Raw genomic sequence first — 15,907 nt, 5'->3', positions numbered from 1 at the left:
GTCAGTGCTCCTGTCCCGCGCTTGCGGCTGCCTGTTCGGCTGCACGTCCGCGCGGGCCGTGAAAGTATTCGTGAATCCAGGGATCGTCGGTGCGTTCGACCTCGGCCAGCGGGCCTGCGACCAGTACCCTCTTCTGCGACAGCACCGCCACCCGGTCGGTGATGGTGTAGAGGGTGTCCAGGTCGTGGGTGATGAGGAACACCGAAAGCCCGAGGGCGTCGCGCAGGGTCAGGATCAGTTGGTCGAATGCCGCTGCGCCGATCGGGTCCAGGCCTGCGGTGGGTTCGTCGAGGAACAGGATGTCCGGGTCCAGTGCCAGCGCGCGGGCCAGGGCCGCGCGCTTGATCATGCCGCCGGACAGCGAGGCCGGGTACTTGTCGGCGGCGCTGATCGGCAGCCCCGCCAGCGCCAGCTTGACCCCGGCCAGGTGTTCGGCGTCGGCGCGTGACAGCCCGGCATGCTCGATCAACGGCAGCGCGACGTTCTCGGTGACGGTCAGTGACGAGAACAACGCGCCCTTCTGGAACAGCACACCGAAGCGCCGCTCCACCTGCGAGCGTTGGTCGTCGTTCAGCGTGGCCAGGTCCTGGCCGAACACCTTCACCCTGCCCTCGTTGGGCCGACGCAGGCCGACGATGCTGCGCAGCAGCACCGACTTGCCGCTCCCCGAACCGCCGACCACGGCGAGGATCTCGCCGCGGTACAGGTCCAGGTCGAGGTTCTCGTGCACGCTCTGACTACCGAAACGGTTGCACAGGCCACGGGCTTCGATCACCGCTTCACGTGTGCCACTCACCAGCCCATCTCCATGAAGAACAACGCAGCCACGGCATCCAGCACGATGACCACGAAGATCGACTGCACCACCGCCGAAGTGGTGTGGGCCCCGACCGACTCGGCGCTGCCACTGACCTTGAAACCTTCCAGGCAGCCGATGGCGGCGATCAGGAAGGCGAAGAACGGCGCCTTGAGCAGGCCGACCAGGAAGTGCTGCACGCCAATGTCGCTCTGCAGCAGCGAGAGGAACATGGCCGGCGGGATGTCCAACGACAGCGCACAGACCACCGCGCCGCCGACGATGCCGCAGACCATGGCGACGAAGGTCAGCAGCGGCAAGGCGATCAGCAGCGCCAGAACCCGCGGCACCACCAGCAGTTCGATGGGGTTCAGGCCCAGGGTGCGGATGGCGTCGATCTCCTCGTTGGCCTTCATCGAGCCGAGCTGCGCGGTGAAGGCGCTGGCCGTGCGCCCGGCCATCAGGATCGCGGTGAGCAGCACGGCGAATTCGCGCAGGAAGGAGAAGGCCACCAGGTCGACGGTAAAGACCGTCGCACCGAAGTCGGCCAGCACCGTGGCCCCGAGAAAGGCCACTACGGCGCCGACCAGGAAGGTCAGCAAGGCGACGATGGGCGCGGCGTCCAGGCCTGTCTGCTCGATGTGCGCGACCACCGGGGTGACCCGCCACTTGTGTGGTTGCAGGAGCCGGGTGGCGAGGGTGGCGAGGATCAGGCCGACGAAACCGAGTAGTTGCCGGGTGTCCTGCCAGAGTGTGTCGACGGCGCAGCCGATGCGTGCGAGCAATTGCAGCATGACCGGTTGTTCGGCTTCCTTGATCGGGATGCAGTAGTCCTGCACCGAGCCATACACCATCCTGAGCAAGGCTCGGCTGGCCTCGGGGAGCTCGTCGGTGCAGTGCGACAGGCGCTCGGCGCCCAGCAACTCGGCCAGCAGCGAGGCACCGGCGGTGTCCAGGCGCCCAAGCTGGCTGAGGTCGGCGATCGTGTCAGCACCGTACTGGTCGCGCAGGCGCTCGCTGTCGCGCTTGAGGCTGGTGTAGTGGGCCAAGGTCCAGTCGCCGGCGATCAGCAGGCGCGCGGGGTGCTGGCGGGTGTCGAGGGTGGCGCTGGGCTCCATGCTTCTGACTCTGCACGACGGCGGTGGGTCAGATCATAGCCTGTTGCAGCGGCGGTGGCTTCAATCGCGGGGCAAGTCGCAACGGCGGCGACGCGGTGCCGAACCCTCACCCCGCCGGTACATCCTCGACCACCTTGAAGCGCAGCACGCCGATCACCTGGCCATCCTCGGTCAGCACCCGCACCTGCCACTTGCCCACCGGGTTGGGCGGGAAGTTCTGCTTGTGGGTCCAGGCCCGGTAGCCTTCCTTGCGCCCGCCGTGGATGTCCAGGGCGATGCGGTCGACCTCTTTACCGTCCTGCTGCCACACGTGATAGATCCGCTCGTTCAGCCCGCGCGGGGCGTTGATTGCGGTGTAGGCGTACAGCCCCGCGCTGCGAATGCGGCTGGCGGCGATCTCGTCCAGCGATTCGCCGGGCTGGCGGTCCTGCAGCTCGGTGGTCACCGCCACTTCGGTCATCCACAGGGTCGCCGGGGGCACCCATGAGCGCAGCAGCCAACCGCCTCCGCCCACGGTCAGGGTCACCAGGACCAGCGCCACGGCGCGGCGCCAGTTGTTGATCGGGAAACTGCTGGCCAGGCTCGGGAATGACAGCGCCATGGCCGCGATCAGCGCCAGCTTGAAGCTCTGTGCGGTGGTCAGGTGCAGGATGATCGGCAGCGCCGTGAGCAGCGCGGCGAACAGGGTCAGGGTGTGCAGCGCCATGAACAGCCAGCGCCGCGGTGCGAGCCATTTGTAGTACAGCGGATCGACGATGGAGATCAGCCCGGCTGCGCCGAGCAAGCCGGTGAACACCAGCTGGCCGCTGTTCCAGGTGGTGGTGATGAAGAAGAACGGCAGGACGAAGAACAGACTTTCCTGGTGGATCATCTGTGTGGCGTAACGCAAAAGTGGCTGCGGGATTTCGCGCTTGAACGTGCGTGCGAACAGTCCCGTCAGGGTGTTCTCGAGCATCAGCCAGACCCAGCTGATCAGCATCAGCACGGCGATCCAACTGGCGAGGCCGGCCTGGCGGTCGACCAGGATGAAACTGCCAATGCCGGACAGGAAGCCGCCAAGGGCGATGACCCCGGGATAGCGTTTGAGCAGTTCGATGATGCGTTGGACGATGTGGGGTATGGGAGGCATGGGGATGGGCAGCGATAAGGGGTGACTGTTCTGGCCTCTTCGCGGGCAAGTCGCAATGGCGAAGAGGCCGAAACAGGATACCGCCGAATCAGCTGTCCCGTGTAGCGCCGCTGGGGCGATCCGCCGGCTGGCGCCTTTTGCGGATCAGCCCGATGGCGAGTATCAGCCCCAACCCCAGCGCCACCAACCCGTACAACTCGTCATAGCCCAGCAGTGGCTTCTCGATGCGCAGGTAGCCAGGCTCCTTGAGCAACAACCGCAGCGCTTCGTTGGCCTCCTTCAGGCTGACCTTGCGCAGTTTGCCGATCGGGTCTGTGAAACGGCCGTCCTCGTAGTCGTTCAGCGCGCCCCAGTAATAGTCAGCCAGTGCGCTGTTGCCCTGGGTGGTCCAGCTTTCGCGGGCAATCGCGGCCTCCTTGAGGCGGGCAAAGGTGTCTGCATCCAGGCCGTGCTTGCGCAGGTGCTCGAACAAGTCCTGCAGCACCTTAACCGCTTCGTCGATGTCCTGGCGCTCAAGATCGGCGTTGAAGCTGAGCATGCCACTGTCGCCGAAACTTTCACGCCGCACCGAGGGCCCGTAGGCCAGGCCGTGGCGCAATCGCAGTTGATCGTACGCAGCCCAGTCGAGGTAGCGCGAGAGCAGTTCGAGGGTCTGGTCGTGATTGCTGTCGAGTACCGGCTCGATGAACAGCCAGTGCAGCCTGGCGGTGTCGCCCAGCCAGCCACGGGTCAGGTCGCGGCGTTGCTCGGCCTGCTGGCTGATGCTGTCGAGGTTGCGCCGCTCGCCTGGCTCGGTGGCTGGCAGCTCGCCGTAGGTACGCTCCAGATAGGCCGGCAGTAGGCGGTCGAGGCCACCGACGACGATCAGGCTCATGTTGTTGGCGGCGTACCAATGCTCGCGCATGGCCTGCACCTGTTTGAGGGTCATGCCGTCGATATCCGAGCGCTCCGGGCATTTGAGCCCCAGTTCCACGGCAAGCTGGTCGCTGGCCGGGTGGCCGATGTCCTGGCGGTCCAGCCAGCGCTGCAGGTGGCCATAATGGCCGCCGTCCTCGCGCTCGATGATTTTCTTGGCGGTGGCCAGGGCCTTGGCATCGATCTTCGTGTCCCGCACCGCCGCCAGCAGCAGGTCGAGCACCTTGCGCTGGTTGCGTGCCGGCGCCTCGATGACGAAGGTGGTATCGGCGGCGCTGGTGAAGGCGTTCCACTCCCCGCCCAGCGCCTGCAGGCGCTCTTCCAGGCCGCCTTCGCCGGTCTCGTCGATGCCGCTGAACAGCAGGTGTTCGAGCAGGTGCGGCAATTCGCGCTGGTTGCACTCGAAGTCGTCGAGGCCCACGCCGACCACCAGGCGGATCGACACATGGTCGCGTTCGTACCCAGACTTGAGAATCACCTGCAGGCCGTTGGGCAACAGATAGCCTTCGACCCGCGAGCGGTCGAGGGCGAACGAGGGCAGGCTGCAGAGGATCAGGCAAACGAAGGTCAGGCAACGCATGGGCGGGCTTCCGGGCCGGTCTCCAGGTGTGCGGGGGTCAGGACAGGCGGGCGTCGTCCGGCACGCTGTCGAGCAGAAGCCCGCCGGTGTCCGCGCCGCCCAGTACCACATAGGCACTGCTGCAGAACAAAGAGTTCAACCGCTTCATGTCGGCGATCAGCTCCAAGTGTAGCGAACTGGTCTCGATACTCTGCACCACCTTGCGTTGCAGGCGACTGACATGGGCGTGGGCCAGGCGCCGTTCCTGGGCGCGGAAGCGGCGTTTCTCGCGCAACAGCAGGCGTGCGCTCTCAGGGTCGGCGCTGAGGAACACCGACAGGCCCAGGCGCAGGTTGGCCAGCAGTTGCTCCTGAAGGCCCGTCAGTTCTTCCAGGCCGACCCGGGAGAACTCCCGGCGCTGTGAGGTCTTCTGCTGCTGCACCTTGCGCAGCATGCGCTCGATCAGGTCGCTGGCCAGCTTGAGGTTGATCGACAGTTCGATGATCTCGGCCCAGCGCCGGTTGTCCTGCTCGCTCAGGTCCTCGCGTGACATCTGCGCCAGGTACAGCTTGATGGCGCTGTACAGGGCCTCGGCGTCCTCGCCCAGGGCGCGGGTCTGTTGTGGCAGTGCGGTCTGGCTGCCGCGCAGGGCGCCGAGCATGGCCTCGAGCAGGCTGTCGACGATGTCGCCCAGGCGCAGGGTCTCGCGGGCTGCGTTGGCCAATGCCAGGCTGGGGGTTTCCAGCGCCGAGGCGTCGAGGTGCCGGGGCTTGACCTGGCCGTTGGCGACTTCGCGTTCGGGTAGCAGGGTGGTGCACAGGCGCCCCATAGGTTTGACCGTAGGCAGCATGACCAGGCAACGCAGGGTGTTGTAGAGCAAATGGAAGCCGATCACCAGCTCTTGCGGGCTGAAACTCAGCGAGTCCATCCAGTCCACCAGCGGGTGCAGCACCGGAATGATCAGCAGCAGGCCGATCAGCTTGTACAGCAGGCTGCCCAGCGCCACGCGACGCCCGGCAGCGTTCTGCATGCGGGCGCTGATGAAGGCCAGCATTCCACTGCCGATGTTGGCGCCGACCACCAGGCCGATGGCCACCGGCAGGCTGATCACCTCGGCACCGGCCAGGGTCGCGGTGAGCAGCACGGCAGCGAGGCTGGAGTAGGTGATCATGGCGAACAGGGCGCCGACCAGGGCGTCGAGCAGGATATCGCCGGTCAGCGAGGCGAACAGCACTTTCACACCCTGTGCATGGGTGATCGGCGCAGCAGCCTGCACGATCAGTTCAAGTGCCAGGATGATCAGGCCCAGGCCAATGGCCACCCGGCCCATCTGGCCGAGGCGCGTCTGCTTGCGCGACAGGAAGAAGATCACCCCGACGAACACCAGCAACGGCGACAGCCACGACAGGTCGAAGGTCAGCACCCGCGCCATCAGCGCAGTACCCACGTCGGCACCGAGCATGATCGCCAGGGCTGGGGTCATGGCCATCAGGCCCTGGCCGACGAAGGAAGTGACCAGCATGGCGGTGGCGTTGCTGCTCTGCACCACGGCGGTGACGACGATGCCAGCAATGAAGGCCAGCGCACGACGGTCCATGTTCTGGCTGAGCACGCGGCGCAGGTTCGAGCCGTAAACCCGAAGAATGCCGGTGCGCACGATATGCGTGCCCCAGACGAGCAGCGCCACGGCGGAAAGCAGGTTGAGCAGGGTGAGCATGTTCGAGGCCCCCTTATTACCGACGCCCCAGTGCGGGGCCAATGGGTGAAGCCGTGAGCCTGGCCCGGGGGTGGGCGTTGTATTCAGTGCTCACTGAAGCTTTAGTTGTTTTGCGCGGTTGTCGCCAGCTTGGCATGGCGGGCATTTATTTGAAACATTTCTGTCACAAGCATGTTGGGTGGTTCAGGGCCAGTCCAGACAAACGAAAAAGGCCCCGAAGGGCCTTTTCAGTGACGTCCGGTACTTACTGACCCGGAATGTCCTTGCGCAGTTTCACCGGATCATGCTCCTTGCCTTCCTTGCGCGCCATTGCAGTACGCATGCGGATGTTGATCGCTTCCACCGCCAGCGAGAACGCCATGGCGAAGTACACATAGCCCTTCGGCACGTGCACGTCGAAGGACTCGGCGATCAGCACGGTGCCGACCACGATCAGGAACGACAGCGCGAGCATCTTCAGCGACGGGTGCTTGTCGATGAAATCGCTGATGGTGCCGGCGCAAAGCATCATCACCAGCACGGCGACGATGATCGCGGCGATCATCACCGGAACGTGCGAGACCATGCCCACCGCGGTGATCACCGAGTCCAGCGAGAACACGATGTCGATGATGGCGATCTGGATGATGGTGTAGAAGAACTTGCCGCCAGCGCCTTTGGGTTCGTCGCTGCTTTCCTCCTCACCCTCGAGGCCGTGGTAGATCTCCTGGGAGCTTTTCCACAGCAGGAACAGGCCGCCGAAGAACAGGATCAGGTCGCGCCCCGAAATGCCCTCGCCGAAGACCACGAACAGGTCGTCGGTCAGGCGCATTACCCAAGTGATCGAGAGCAGCAGCATGATCCGGGTGACCATCGCCAGCGCCAGGCCGAAGATCCGCGTGCGCGGCTGCATGTGCTTGGGCATGCGGCTGACCAGGATCGAGATCATGATGATGTTGTCGATCCCGAGCACGATCTCGAGTGCGGTCAGGGTGAAAAAGGCAACCCAGATTTCCGGGCTGGTCAGCCATTCCATGTGTATTCCTTCGAACGATGAAGGCGACGCGCCCGGGAGAGCGGGCGTGTCGCGGTGGGGTGGTGCTCTTGTCTTACAGACTACTGATCAGTGGGAAAACTCCCATGAGCAAGGCGGCGAGCATTATGCACAGGCACACCAGAACTGCCCACTTGAGGGTGAAGCGCTGGTGATCGCCGAATTCGATCCCCGCCAGGGCTACCAGCAGGTAGGTGGAGGGTACCAGTGGGCTGAGCAGGTGTACCGGTTGTCCGACGATCGACGCACGGGCCATTTCCACCGGGGTGATGCCGTAGTGGCTGGCGGCTTCGGCCAGTACCGGCAGCACGCCGTAGTAGAAGGCGTCATTGGACATGAAGAAGGTGAACGGCATGCTGACGATCGCGGTGATGGCCGCCAGGTACGGGCCGAGCGCATCCGGGATCACCGCCAGCAGGCTCTTGGACATGGCCTCGACCATGCCAGTGCCGGACAGAATGCCGGTGAAGATACCGGCGGCGAAGATCAGCCCGGTCACGGCCAGCACGCTGCCGGCGTGGGCTGCGATGCGGTCCTTCTGCTGTTGCAGGCAGGGGTAGTTGACGATCATGGCGATACTGAAGGCGATCATGAACAGCACCGGCAGCGGCAGCACGCCGGAGATCAGCGCGACCATCAGGGCAGCGGTCAGGGCGCCGTTGAACCAGATCAGCTTGGGGCGGCGCGCTTCGGGGAACTGCGACACGCTGATTTCGCTGTGATCGATGTCGTCGGTCGGCAGGTGCAGCTCACCCAGGCGGGCACGCTCGCGCTTGCCGTACATGTAGGCGATGGCGAGGATCGCCAGCACACCGAAGGCCATGGCCGGGATCATCGGCACGAAGATGTCCGACGGGTCTACATGCAGCGCGCTGGCGGCGCGAGCGGTCGGACCACCCCAGGGGGTCATGTTCATCACGCCACCGGCGAGGATGATCAAACCGGCCATGATTCGCGGGCTCATGCCCAGGCGGCTGTACAGCGGCAGCATGGCGGCGCAGCAGATCATGTAGGTGGTGGCGCCGTCACCGTCGAGCGAGACCACCAAAGCCAGCACGGCAGTGCCTACCGAGACTTTCAGCGGGTCGCCCTTGACCAGCTTGAGGATCTTGCGCACGGCCGGGTCGAACAGGCCGGAGTCGATCATCAGGGCGAAGTAGAGGATGGCGAACATCAGCATCACGCCGGTGGGCGCGAGCTTGCTGATGCCTTCGAGCATCATGGGGCCGATCTTGGCGGAGAAGCCGCCGAACAGGGCGAAAATGATCGGTACCAGGATCAGGGCGATCAAGGCCGACAGGCGCTTGGTCATGATCAGGTACATGAAGGTGATGACCATGGCAAAGCCAAGGAAGGTCAGCATGGCGGTACTCCAGGCGTGGCGCGGCGAAAGGACGGACGATTCGGGCGGATCAGCGCGTCAGGCGCTGTGCATGGAATAGCGGGAGGGGTACTGCAGGAAGGCGGGCACAGGAAAACATCGGTATCACCATTGTTGTTGTTGATTGGGCCGGGTTCGTACGTAATGCCGACACCCTGGCTGGCCGGTCTGTCGCCGGTGGTGGCGCTATCCTAGGGGGGTAAGCTTTCAGCCAGCTTTCGCCTCGATGAAGGCGACAGGAGGTCGTTTCATGAATGACGTACAGGAAGGCGGGTGCCATTGCGGTGCCTTGCGCTACCGGCTGGAGGGCGATCTGACGGATGTCGCCCACTGCCACTGCTCGATCTGTCGACGGGTCAGCGGCGGGCTGGTGGTGACCTGGCTTACCCTGCCGCGCAAGGGTTTCCAGTGGATGGCGGGTGAGCCGAAGCGCTATGTGGCGCCGGCCAGTTGTACACGGTTCTTCTGCGGCGACTGCGGCGCGCATGTGGCGCTGGAGACGACGCATAGCCCGCTGAGCATCGATGTGACGGTGGCGACGCTGGACCGGCCAGAACAGGTGAGGGCCAGTCGGCATATCTGGACGGGCAGCCGGCTACCCTGGCTGCACCTGGATGAGGAGCTGCCTGGCGAGGTGGAGGAGAGTCCGTAACGAAATGCGGGGGCCTGATCAAAGGCCCCCGCAGGTCTTCAGATGGTCAGCGTCCAGTCGTAGTCGACGATCAGCGGCGCGTGCTGCGAGAAGCGTGGCTGGCGCGGCAGGCGAGCACTGCGCACGAAGCGGCGCAGACCCTGGGTGAGGATCTGATAGTCGAAGCGATAGCCCAGGTTGAGCATCTCGGCCTGTTCGTTGTCCGGCCACCAGCTGTACTGGTCGCCTTCGCGGCTGACTTCGCGCAGGGCGTCGACATAGCCCATCTCGCCGATGATCGCGTCCATCCAGGCGCGTTCGGGCGGCAGGAAGCCCGGCGATTGCTGGCTGTCGCGCCAGTTCTTGATGTCGAGCTTCTGCTGCGCCACGTAGAACGAGCCGCAATAGATGTATTCGCGACGCTTGCGACGCTGCTTGTCCAGGTACTTGGCGAAGTCGTCCATCAACTTGAATTTCTGGTTCAAGTCTTCGTCGCCGTTCATTCCCGAAGGCAGCAGCAGGCTGGCGATGCTTACCTTGTCGAAATCTGCTTGCAGGTAGCGCCCGTAACGGTCGGCCGTCTCGAAGCCCAGGCCGGTGATGACTGCCTTGGGCTGCATCCGCGAGTAGAGCGCCACGCCACCTTGGGCAGGCACCTCCGCTTCGCAGGCATAAAGGAAATAGCCATCGAGCTGGAAAGCTGGGTCGTCGAGTTCAAAGGCCGAGGCGCGGGTATCCTGAAGGCAGATGACGTCGGCATTCTGGGCTTGCAGCCAGCTGAGCAGTCCACGCTCGGCCGCAGCCTGAATGCCATTCACGTTCACACTGATGATCCGCATAAATGGCCCCAAAAATCTCGTGCGTGTATGATACCCGAGCTCAACTCATTTAGCTAAATCCGTGGTGTCCGGGACTTTTCATGCAGCCGTATCAGCGCGACTTCATTCGTTTTGCCATCGATCGCGGCGTTCTGCGCTTCGGTGAATTCACCCTGAAATCGGGGCGTACCAGCCCGTACTTCTTCAACGCCGGGCTGTTCAACAGCGGATCGGCCCTGGCCCAGCTGGGGCGCTGCTATGCAGCCGCGATCGTCGACAGCAAGATCCCCTTCGACGTGCTGTTCGGTCCCGCGTACAAGGGCATCCCGCTGGCAGCTGCCACGGCGGTGTCCCTGGCCGAGCAGCATCAGCTCGACGTGCCATGGTGCTTCAACCGCAAGGAGGCCAAGGACCACGGCGAGGGCGGCAGCCTGGTCGGCGCCCCGTTGGCCGGTGACGTGCTGATCATCGACGACGTGATCACTGCCGGTACCGCCATCCGTGAGGTCATGCAGATCATCAAGGGCCAGCAGGCCAATGCCGCGGGCGTGCTGATCGCACTGAACCGCGAAGAGCGCGGCAATGGCGAGCTCTCGGCGATCCAGGAAGTGGAGCGTGATTTCGGCATTCCGGTGGTCAGTATCGTTTCGCTGACCCAGGTACTGGAGTTCCTGGCCGACGATCCTCAGCTCAAGCAGCACCTGCCGGCGGTCGAGGCCTATCGGGCGCAGTACGGGATCTGATCTCGGACCGGTAATGAAAAAGGCGACCCATGAGGGTCGCCTTTTTCATTGGATCGGCGGTGGATCGTTCGCGGGCAATCCCACTCCCACAACGGCGGTAAACCTCTGTGGGAGCGGGCTTGCCCGCGAAGCGGTCGCCGCTTAGTCCGTGCCGTACTTCGGCGAACGCGGCCCATACAGGATCCCGCCGTTCGGGTTCGGCGACAGCAGGCGCGCGCTGGTGATACCCGCGATCGGATAACCGGCGTCTTCCTGCACGCTGCTGATGACCTGGTTCACTGCCGCAGTGATCAGCATGCCGATCAGGCCGCCCTGGTTCTGCCGGCCTTCTTCGCTGGAGGCGGATGCAGTACCGGTCCACAGCGTGGTGCCGGACTTCAGGTCGACCAGCTTGGCACTGGCGGTCACGATGGTTGCGCTGCTCAGCACCATGTAGCGGGTGCCGTAGTCGCTGACGGTCACGTACAGCGCCGCATCGGCGCCGAAGATCTCGTGCAGCTTGGCCATCGGCAGCTCATGGATGTCAGCCGGGGTGGTCATGCCGTTCTGGCGGAAGGTCTCGGCGACCAGCGCCACCGGCATCACGTAGTAGCCGGCTTCGGCCAGCGGGTAGGTGACCTGCGCGAGCATGCTGTAGCTTGCCTTGACGTCCGGCGAGTTGTTCAGCGGCGGCACGATCAGGATCGACTTCGGGCGGCTCTGTTTGAAGGCCGCGTAGTCGGTGGTCTTGCGCTCGGCACAGCCGGCGAACAGGGCCAGCACGCAGGCGCCGACGATCAGTTGGGTAAGGCGCTTGATCACTGCTTCGCTCCTTGCGTGGCGTTCTTCATCAGGAAGTCCATGTACGCCGCCGACTCAGGGAACAGCGCCTTCTCGGTGCGGAACTGCTGGATCATCTGGTCGTCCTTGCCCAGGCTCGAGTAGAGCAGGCCCAGTTGCGCGTGATACCCAGGAGGGACGGCGCCGTTCTTGGCCTTGATCTTTTCCAGGTCGCGCTCCAGGGCGATGACCTGTTCTTCCTTCGACTGGTCGTTGAAGTATTCGCGTACTTGCGGCTGGTAGCTTTCCCACTGGTACAGCGGCTTCTGCGAGTTGCAACCGACCAGCAGGGCGCTGGCCAGCATGAGCCCGGCGCCAGTGCGCCAGGCCGAGCGGGTGATGCTCATCTACGTGCTTCCTTGTCGTTGTCGTCTTGCTGCAGGGTCTTACTGCGCTTGCGGCTTCCACTGGCCGCTTTCGACAGCGCCGACCAGCTTGTTCACCGCTTCGCGCATGGCCAGGTCGAGAACCTTGCCGTTGAGGGTCGAGTCGTAGCTGGCGGTACCGCCGAAGCCGATGACTTCACGGTTGGACAGGGCGTATTCGCCGGCGCCCTGGCTCGAATAGACCACTTCGGAGGTGCTGATGTTGACGATGTTCAGCGCGACCTTGGCGTAGGCAATCTGGGTCTTGCCGCGACCGAGGATGCCGAACAGCTGGTGGTCACCGACTTCCTTGCGGCCGAATTCGGTAACGTCGCCCGTCACCACGAAATCGGCGCCCTTCAGGCGCTGGACCTGGCCTTTGATTGCGGCTTCCTGCTGGATCTCACCCATGTTGTCGCGGTCCAGCACGTTGAAACGGCCGGTCTGCTGCAGGTGGGTGATCAGGATGGTCTTGGCCTGGCCGCCGAGGCGGTCGACGCCGTCGGAGAAGATGCCGCGCATGTAGCTCGAACGGTTGTCGAACTTGCCTACGGCGATCGGTGCACGCACGCCGCTGTACGGGCGGCTGACGCTCTCGACCTGTTGTACGGCCACGGCGGTGGAAGTTTCGGTAGCGCAGCCGGCGATGGACCCGAGCGCGACGGCAGCTGCCAGCACGAGTCCTTGTGATGCGTATTTCACGCGAGTTCTCCAGGTAAATAGCAACTATTTGCAACGGGCGTGCATTCTGCCACGTTGTGTCGGCAGCCTAGAGAGAAAGTTGAGGGCGGGACAGAGAAAAATAATGGCATTGCGCCATGTTTCATTGTTCTGGTTCGGCCAAGCCTGCGCGATCCTTGGAGGAGCAAGCTTGCCGGGGCGCAGAATCGCAGCGAACACCCGTATGGCCGGTGCCATTACCGCGGTGTACTTTTCGCGGGCAAGCCCGCTCCTACGGGTTATGCAGGAGCGGGCCGTCGCTCAAAGCATCAGTGGCGCTTGCGATTGGTGATCAGGGTACCCACGCCGCTGTCGGTGAAAATCTCCAGCAGCACCGCGTTCGGCACACGGCCATCAATGATGTGCGAGCTGTTCACGCCGCCCTGCACGGCTTCCAGTGCGCACTTGATCTTCGGCAGCATGCCACCGTAGATGGTGCCGTCGGCGATCAGCTCGTTGACCTGCTCGGTGGTCAGGCCGGTGAGCACCTGGCCCTGCTTGTCCATCAGGCCGGCAATGTTGGTCAGCAGCATCAGCTTCTCGGCTTTCAGGGCTTCGGCGACCTTGCCGGCGACCAGGTCAGCGTTGATGTTGTACGACTCGCCGTTGGCACCCACGCCGATCGGCGCGATCACCGGGATGAAGTCGCCCTTGACCAGCATGTTCAGCAGCTCGGTGTTCACGCCCACGACTTCGCCGACATGGCCGATGTCGATGATTTCCGGGGTGGTCATCTCGGGGGTCTGGCGGCTGACGGTGAGCTTCTTGGCGCGGATCAGCTCCGCATCCTTGCCGGTCAGGCCGATGGCGCTGCCGCCGTGGCGGTTGATCAGGTTGACGATATCCTTGTTGACCTGGCCGCCCAGGACCATCTCCACCACGTCCATGGTCGCCGAATCGGTGACGCGCATGCCGTCGATGAAGTGGCTCTCGATCGACAGGCGCTTGAGCAGGTCGCCGATCTGCGGGCCGCCGCCGTGCACGACCACCGGGTTGATGCCCACCGCCTTCATCAGCACGATGTCACGGGCAAAGCCGGTCTTGAGCTCTTCGCTCTCCATCGCGTTGCCGCCGTACTTGATCACCAGGGTCTTGCCGACAAAGCGGCGGATGTAGGGCAGTGCTTCGGACAAAACCTCGGCTACATGGGAAGCGGCATCGCGATCGAGGGTCATGCAGGGCTCCAGTGAGGAACAGATAGTCGGTCAGAACGGCAGTTGCAGGCCGGGATCGACCCGCAGCAACTGCGTGCGGAATACAGCCTTGATACGGTCGAGTTCTGCCTCGCTGTCGGCCTCGAAGCGCAGCACCAGCACCGGTGTGGTGTTGGAGGCGCGGACCAGGCCCCAGCCGTGTGGGTAGTCGACCCGTACACCGTCGATGGTGGTCAGGTTGGCTTCGCCCCAGTCGGCGTCGCGTTGCAGTGCATCAATGATGCTGAATTTACTCTCGTCGGTCACATCGATGTTGATTTCCGGTGTGGAAATATCGTTCGGGAACGCGGCGAACAGGCTTTCGGCATCCTGGTCGGCCTTGCTGAGGATTTCCAGCAGGCGTGCGGCACTGTAGATACCGTCGTCGAAACCGTACCAGCGTTCCTTGATGAAGATGTGTCCGCTCATCTCGCCGGCCAGCAGCGAGCCGGTCAGTTTCATCTTCTTCTTGATCAACGAATGACCGGTCTTCCACATCAGGGCGCGGCCGCCGTGCTGTTCGATCAGTGGAGTCAGGCGACGGGTGCATTTGACGTCGAAGATGATCTCGGCGCCGGGGTTGCGCGACAGCACGTCCTGGGCGAAGAGCATCAGCAGGCGATCGGGGTAGACGATGCTGCCGGTGTTGGTGACCACGCCCACGCGGTCACCGTCGCCGTCGAAGGCCAGGCCGATGTCGGCGCCGGTTTCCCTGACCTTGGCGATCAGGTCTTCGAGGTTCTCCGGCTTGCCCGGGTCCGGGTGGTGGTTGGGGAAGTTGCCGTCGACCTCGCAGAACAGCGGGATCACCTCGCAGCCGAGGGCCTCGATCAGTTGCGGGGCGATCACCCCGGCGGCGCCGTTGCCGCAGTCGACCACGACCTTGAGCTTTTTCGACAGCTTCACGTCGCCGGTGATCTGCTGGTAGTAGCGCTCGAGAATCTCGACCTTCTCCACGTGGCCTTCGCCGCGCGGTACGTCGTTGGTCTTGAGGCGGGTCAGCAGGGCCTGGATCTGCTCGTTGGCGAGGGTGTCGCCGGCGATGACGATCTTGAAGCCGTTGTAGTCCGACGGGTTATGGCTGCCGGTGAGCATCACGCCTGACGTACCGGCCAGCACATTGGCGGCGTAGTACAGCGCGGGGGTGGGCACCAGGCCGACGTCGCTGACCTGGCAACCGGCATCGGCCAGGCCCTTGATCAGTTGCTCGACCAGCATCGGGCCGGACAGGCGGCCGTCGCGGCCCACGGAGATCTTCGGCTCGCCCTGAGCGAGGGTCTGGGCGCCGATGGCGCGGCCGATCCAGTAGGCGGTTTCGGCGTGCAGCGTCTTGCCGACGATGCCGCGGATGTCATAGGCGCGGAAGATGCTGTCTGGCAATGCGGGTACCAGCTGGGCCATGTCGTTCATCTCTGGGGACTCCAAGGGTCAAAGGCTTCTGGGTAAGCGCAAACTGAACGCTTGGACGGTAGATAGCCCCGAGAGTTCGCCGTCCATGGCCCCGACGGTCGGCTCAGCGGGTCCCGGAATGACCGAAACCGCCGCTGCCACGCTGGGTTTCGTCGAAGGCTTCGACGATGTCGAAATGCGCCTGCACCACCGGTACCAGGATCAGCTGGGCGATGCGCTCGCCGATGCTGATGGTGAACGGCGTGTTGCCGCGGTTCCAGCACGAGACCATGAGCTCGCCCTGGTAGTCCGAGTCGATCAGGCCGACCAGGTTGCCCAGCACTACGCCGTGCTTATGACCAAGGCCCGAGCGGGGCAGGATCATCGCTGCCAGGCCTGGATCGCCGATGTAGATCGACAGGCCGGTGGGGATCAGCAGGGTCTGTCCCGGCTCGAGGACGGTGTCTTCCTTGAGCAGGGCGCGCAGGTCCAGGCCAGCGGAGCCGGGGGTGGCGTATTGCGGCAGGGGGAATTCGGTACCCAGGCGTGGGTCGAGGATCTTGGCTTGAAGAGCGTGCATG

15 protein-coding genes and 1 pseudogene are annotated in these 15,907 nt (G+C 64.0%); 2 read left to right on the top strand and 14 right to left on the bottom strand.

Annotation, left to right across the window (positions count from 1 at the left end; genetic code table 11):
* Position 1: 1 nt before the first annotated feature.
* The 7 genes from ACNFHO_RS09845 to ACNFHO_RS09815 form a co-directional block, all read right to left on the bottom strand.
* Positions 2–796 (bottom strand): ABC transporter ATP-binding protein, encoded by a 795-nt coding sequence (locus ACNFHO_RS09845; protein ID WP_054893336.1) that lies wholly within the window; start codon positions 794–796, stop codon positions 2–4.
* Positions 793–1,914: an ABC transporter permease gene (locus ACNFHO_RS09840; protein ID WP_416766110.1), complete on the bottom strand. Its 1,122-nt coding sequence runs from the start codon at positions 1,912–1,914 to the stop codon at positions 793–795. The genes ACNFHO_RS09845 and ACNFHO_RS09840 overlap by 4 nt, the downstream gene beginning before the upstream one ends.
* Positions 1,915–2,020: 106 nt before the next feature.
* A complete protein-coding gene (locus ACNFHO_RS09835) occupies positions 2,021–3,043 on the bottom strand; it encodes a DUF5924 family protein (RefSeq protein ID WP_065864710.1) in 1,023 nt (340 codons plus the stop codon).
* A gap of 88 nt (positions 3,044–3,131) precedes the next feature.
* Positions 3,132–4,538, bottom strand: coding sequence for a M16 family metallopeptidase (locus ACNFHO_RS09830; RefSeq protein WP_200604016.1), 1,407 nt, complete (start codon positions 4,536–4,538; stop codon positions 3,132–3,134).
* Between the two features lie 37 nt (positions 4,539–4,575).
* Positions 4,576–6,234, bottom strand: coding sequence for a Na/Pi cotransporter family protein (locus ACNFHO_RS09825; RefSeq protein WP_416766107.1), 1,659 nt, complete (start codon positions 6,232–6,234; stop codon positions 4,576–4,578).
* 244 nt (positions 6,235–6,478) lie between these two features.
* A complete protein-coding gene (locus ACNFHO_RS09820; RefSeq protein ID WP_054893332.1) occupies positions 6,479–7,249 on the bottom strand; it encodes a TerC family protein in 771 nt (256 codons plus the stop codon).
* A gap of 73 nt (positions 7,250–7,322) precedes the next feature.
* Entirely contained in the window at positions 7,323–8,630 is a 1,308-nt protein-coding gene (locus tag ACNFHO_RS09815; protein WP_054893331.1) for a CitMHS family transporter, read from the bottom strand.
* Between the two features lie 268 nt (positions 8,631–8,898).
* On the opposite strand from ACNFHO_RS09815, the gene ACNFHO_RS09810 reads away from it, so the two are divergent.
* Positions 8,899–9,300 (top strand): GFA family protein, encoded by a 402-nt coding sequence (locus tag ACNFHO_RS09810; protein WP_063542030.1) that lies wholly within the window; start codon positions 8,899–8,901, stop codon positions 9,298–9,300.
* Positions 9,301–9,338: 38 nt separating this feature from the next.
* On the opposite strand, the gene ACNFHO_RS09805 is transcribed toward ACNFHO_RS09810, so the two are convergent.
* The gene (locus tag ACNFHO_RS09805; protein ID WP_054893329.1) at positions 9,339–10,118 is read right to left on the bottom strand and encodes an exodeoxyribonuclease III; all 780 of its coding nucleotides are present in this window, start codon (positions 10,116–10,118) and stop codon (positions 9,339–9,341) included.
* 80 nt (positions 10,119–10,198) lie between these two features.
* Between ACNFHO_RS09805 and pyrE the strand changes: the two genes are divergently transcribed.
* Entirely contained in the window at positions 10,199–10,840 is a 642-nt protein-coding gene (gene pyrE / locus ACNFHO_RS09800) for an orotate phosphoribosyltransferase (RefSeq protein WP_125931046.1), read from the top strand.
* 141 nt (positions 10,841–10,981) lie between these two features.
* Here pyrE and ACNFHO_RS09795 read toward each other — a convergent pair whose 3' ends face one another.
* The 6 genes and pseudogenes from ACNFHO_RS09795 to dut all read right to left on the bottom strand — a co-directional run bounded on the left by ACNFHO_RS09795 (position 10,982) and on the right by dut (position 15,906).
* Positions 10,982–11,620, bottom strand: a complete 639-nt coding sequence (locus tag ACNFHO_RS09795) for a DUF799 domain-containing protein (protein WP_232233654.1) — start codon at positions 11,618–11,620, stop codon at positions 10,982–10,984.
* Between the two features lie 17 nt (positions 11,621–11,637).
* Positions 11,638–12,006 (bottom strand): DUF4810 domain-containing protein, encoded by a 369-nt coding sequence (locus ACNFHO_RS09790; RefSeq protein WP_153772895.1) that lies wholly within the window; start codon positions 12,004–12,006, stop codon positions 11,638–11,640.
* Between the two features lie 39 nt (positions 12,007–12,045).
* Positions 12,046–12,726, bottom strand: coding sequence for a CsgG/HfaB family protein (locus ACNFHO_RS09785; RefSeq protein ID WP_054926178.1), 681 nt, complete (start codon positions 12,724–12,726; stop codon positions 12,046–12,048).
* Positions 12,727–13,013: 287 nt separating this feature from the next.
* Positions 13,014–13,919 carry an acetylglutamate kinase gene (argB, locus tag ACNFHO_RS09780; protein ID WP_063542032.1) on the bottom strand — a complete coding sequence of 302 codons (906 nt, stop codon included), beginning with the start codon at positions 13,917–13,919 and terminating at the stop codon, positions 13,014–13,016.
* Between the two features lie 30 nt (positions 13,920–13,949).
* Positions 13,950–15,323: pseudogene (locus tag ACNFHO_RS09775) on the bottom strand (phosphomannomutase/phosphoglucomutase); the annotation flags it as partial.
* Positions 15,324–15,450: 127 nt separating this feature from the next.
* Positions 15,451–15,906: a dUTP diphosphatase gene (gene dut, locus ACNFHO_RS09770; protein ID WP_063542034.1), complete on the bottom strand. Its 456-nt coding sequence runs from the start codon at positions 15,904–15,906 to the stop codon at positions 15,451–15,453.
* Position 15,907: the final 1 nt, after the last annotated feature.

Origin of the sequence: Pseudomonas sp. NY15374, from assembly GCF_048068255.1 — a bacterium.
Taxonomy (GTDB): domain Bacteria; phylum Pseudomonadota; class Gammaproteobacteria; order Pseudomonadales; family Pseudomonadaceae; genus Aquipseudomonas; species Aquipseudomonas machongensis.
Note: the sequence above shows the minus strand (reverse complement) of the source record. Positions and strands in the feature narration are given on the sequence as shown.

Bases quoted from the DNA above. Each gene is read 5' to 3' on its own strand.
- ACNFHO_RS09840 (WP_416766110.1), bottom strand. From the start codon at position 1,914: ATGGAGCCCAGCGCCACCCTCGACACCCGCCAGCACCCCGCGCGCCTG.
- ACNFHO_RS09835 (WP_065864710.1), bottom strand. From the start codon at position 3,043: ATGCCTCCCATACCCCACATCGTCCAACGCATCATCGAACTGCTCAAA.
- ACNFHO_RS09830 (WP_200604016.1), bottom strand. From the start codon at position 4,538: ATGCGTTGCCTGACCTTCGTTTGCCTGATCCTCTGCAGCCTGCCCTCG.
- ACNFHO_RS09825 (WP_416766107.1), bottom strand. From the start codon at position 6,234: ATGCTCACCCTGCTCAACCTGCTTTCCGCCGTGGCGCTGCTCGTCTGG.
- ACNFHO_RS09820 (WP_054893332.1), bottom strand. From the start codon at position 7,249: ATGGAATGGCTGACCAGCCCGGAAATCTGGGTTGCCTTTTTCACCCTG.
- ACNFHO_RS09815 (WP_054893331.1), bottom strand. From the start codon at position 8,630: ATGCTGACCTTCCTTGGCTTTGCCATGGTCATCACCTTCATGTACCTG.
- ACNFHO_RS09810 (WP_063542030.1), top strand. From the start codon at position 8,899: ATGAATGACGTACAGGAAGGCGGGTGCCATTGCGGTGCCTTGCGCTAC.
- ACNFHO_RS09805 (WP_054893329.1), bottom strand. From the start codon at position 10,118: ATGCGGATCATCAGTGTGAACGTGAATGGCATTCAGGCTGCGGCCGAG.
- pyrE (WP_125931046.1), top strand. From the start codon at position 10,199: ATGCAGCCGTATCAGCGCGACTTCATTCGTTTTGCCATCGATCGCGGC.
- ACNFHO_RS09790 (WP_153772895.1), bottom strand. From the start codon at position 12,006: ATGAGCATCACCCGCTCGGCCTGGCGCACTGGCGCCGGGCTCATGCTG.
- argB (WP_063542032.1), bottom strand. From the start codon at position 13,919: ATGACCCTCGATCGCGATGCCGCTTCCCATGTAGCCGAGGTTTTGTCC.
- dut (WP_063542034.1), bottom strand. From the start codon at position 15,906: ATGCACGCTCTTCAAGCCAAGATCCTCGACCCACGCCTGGGTACCGAA.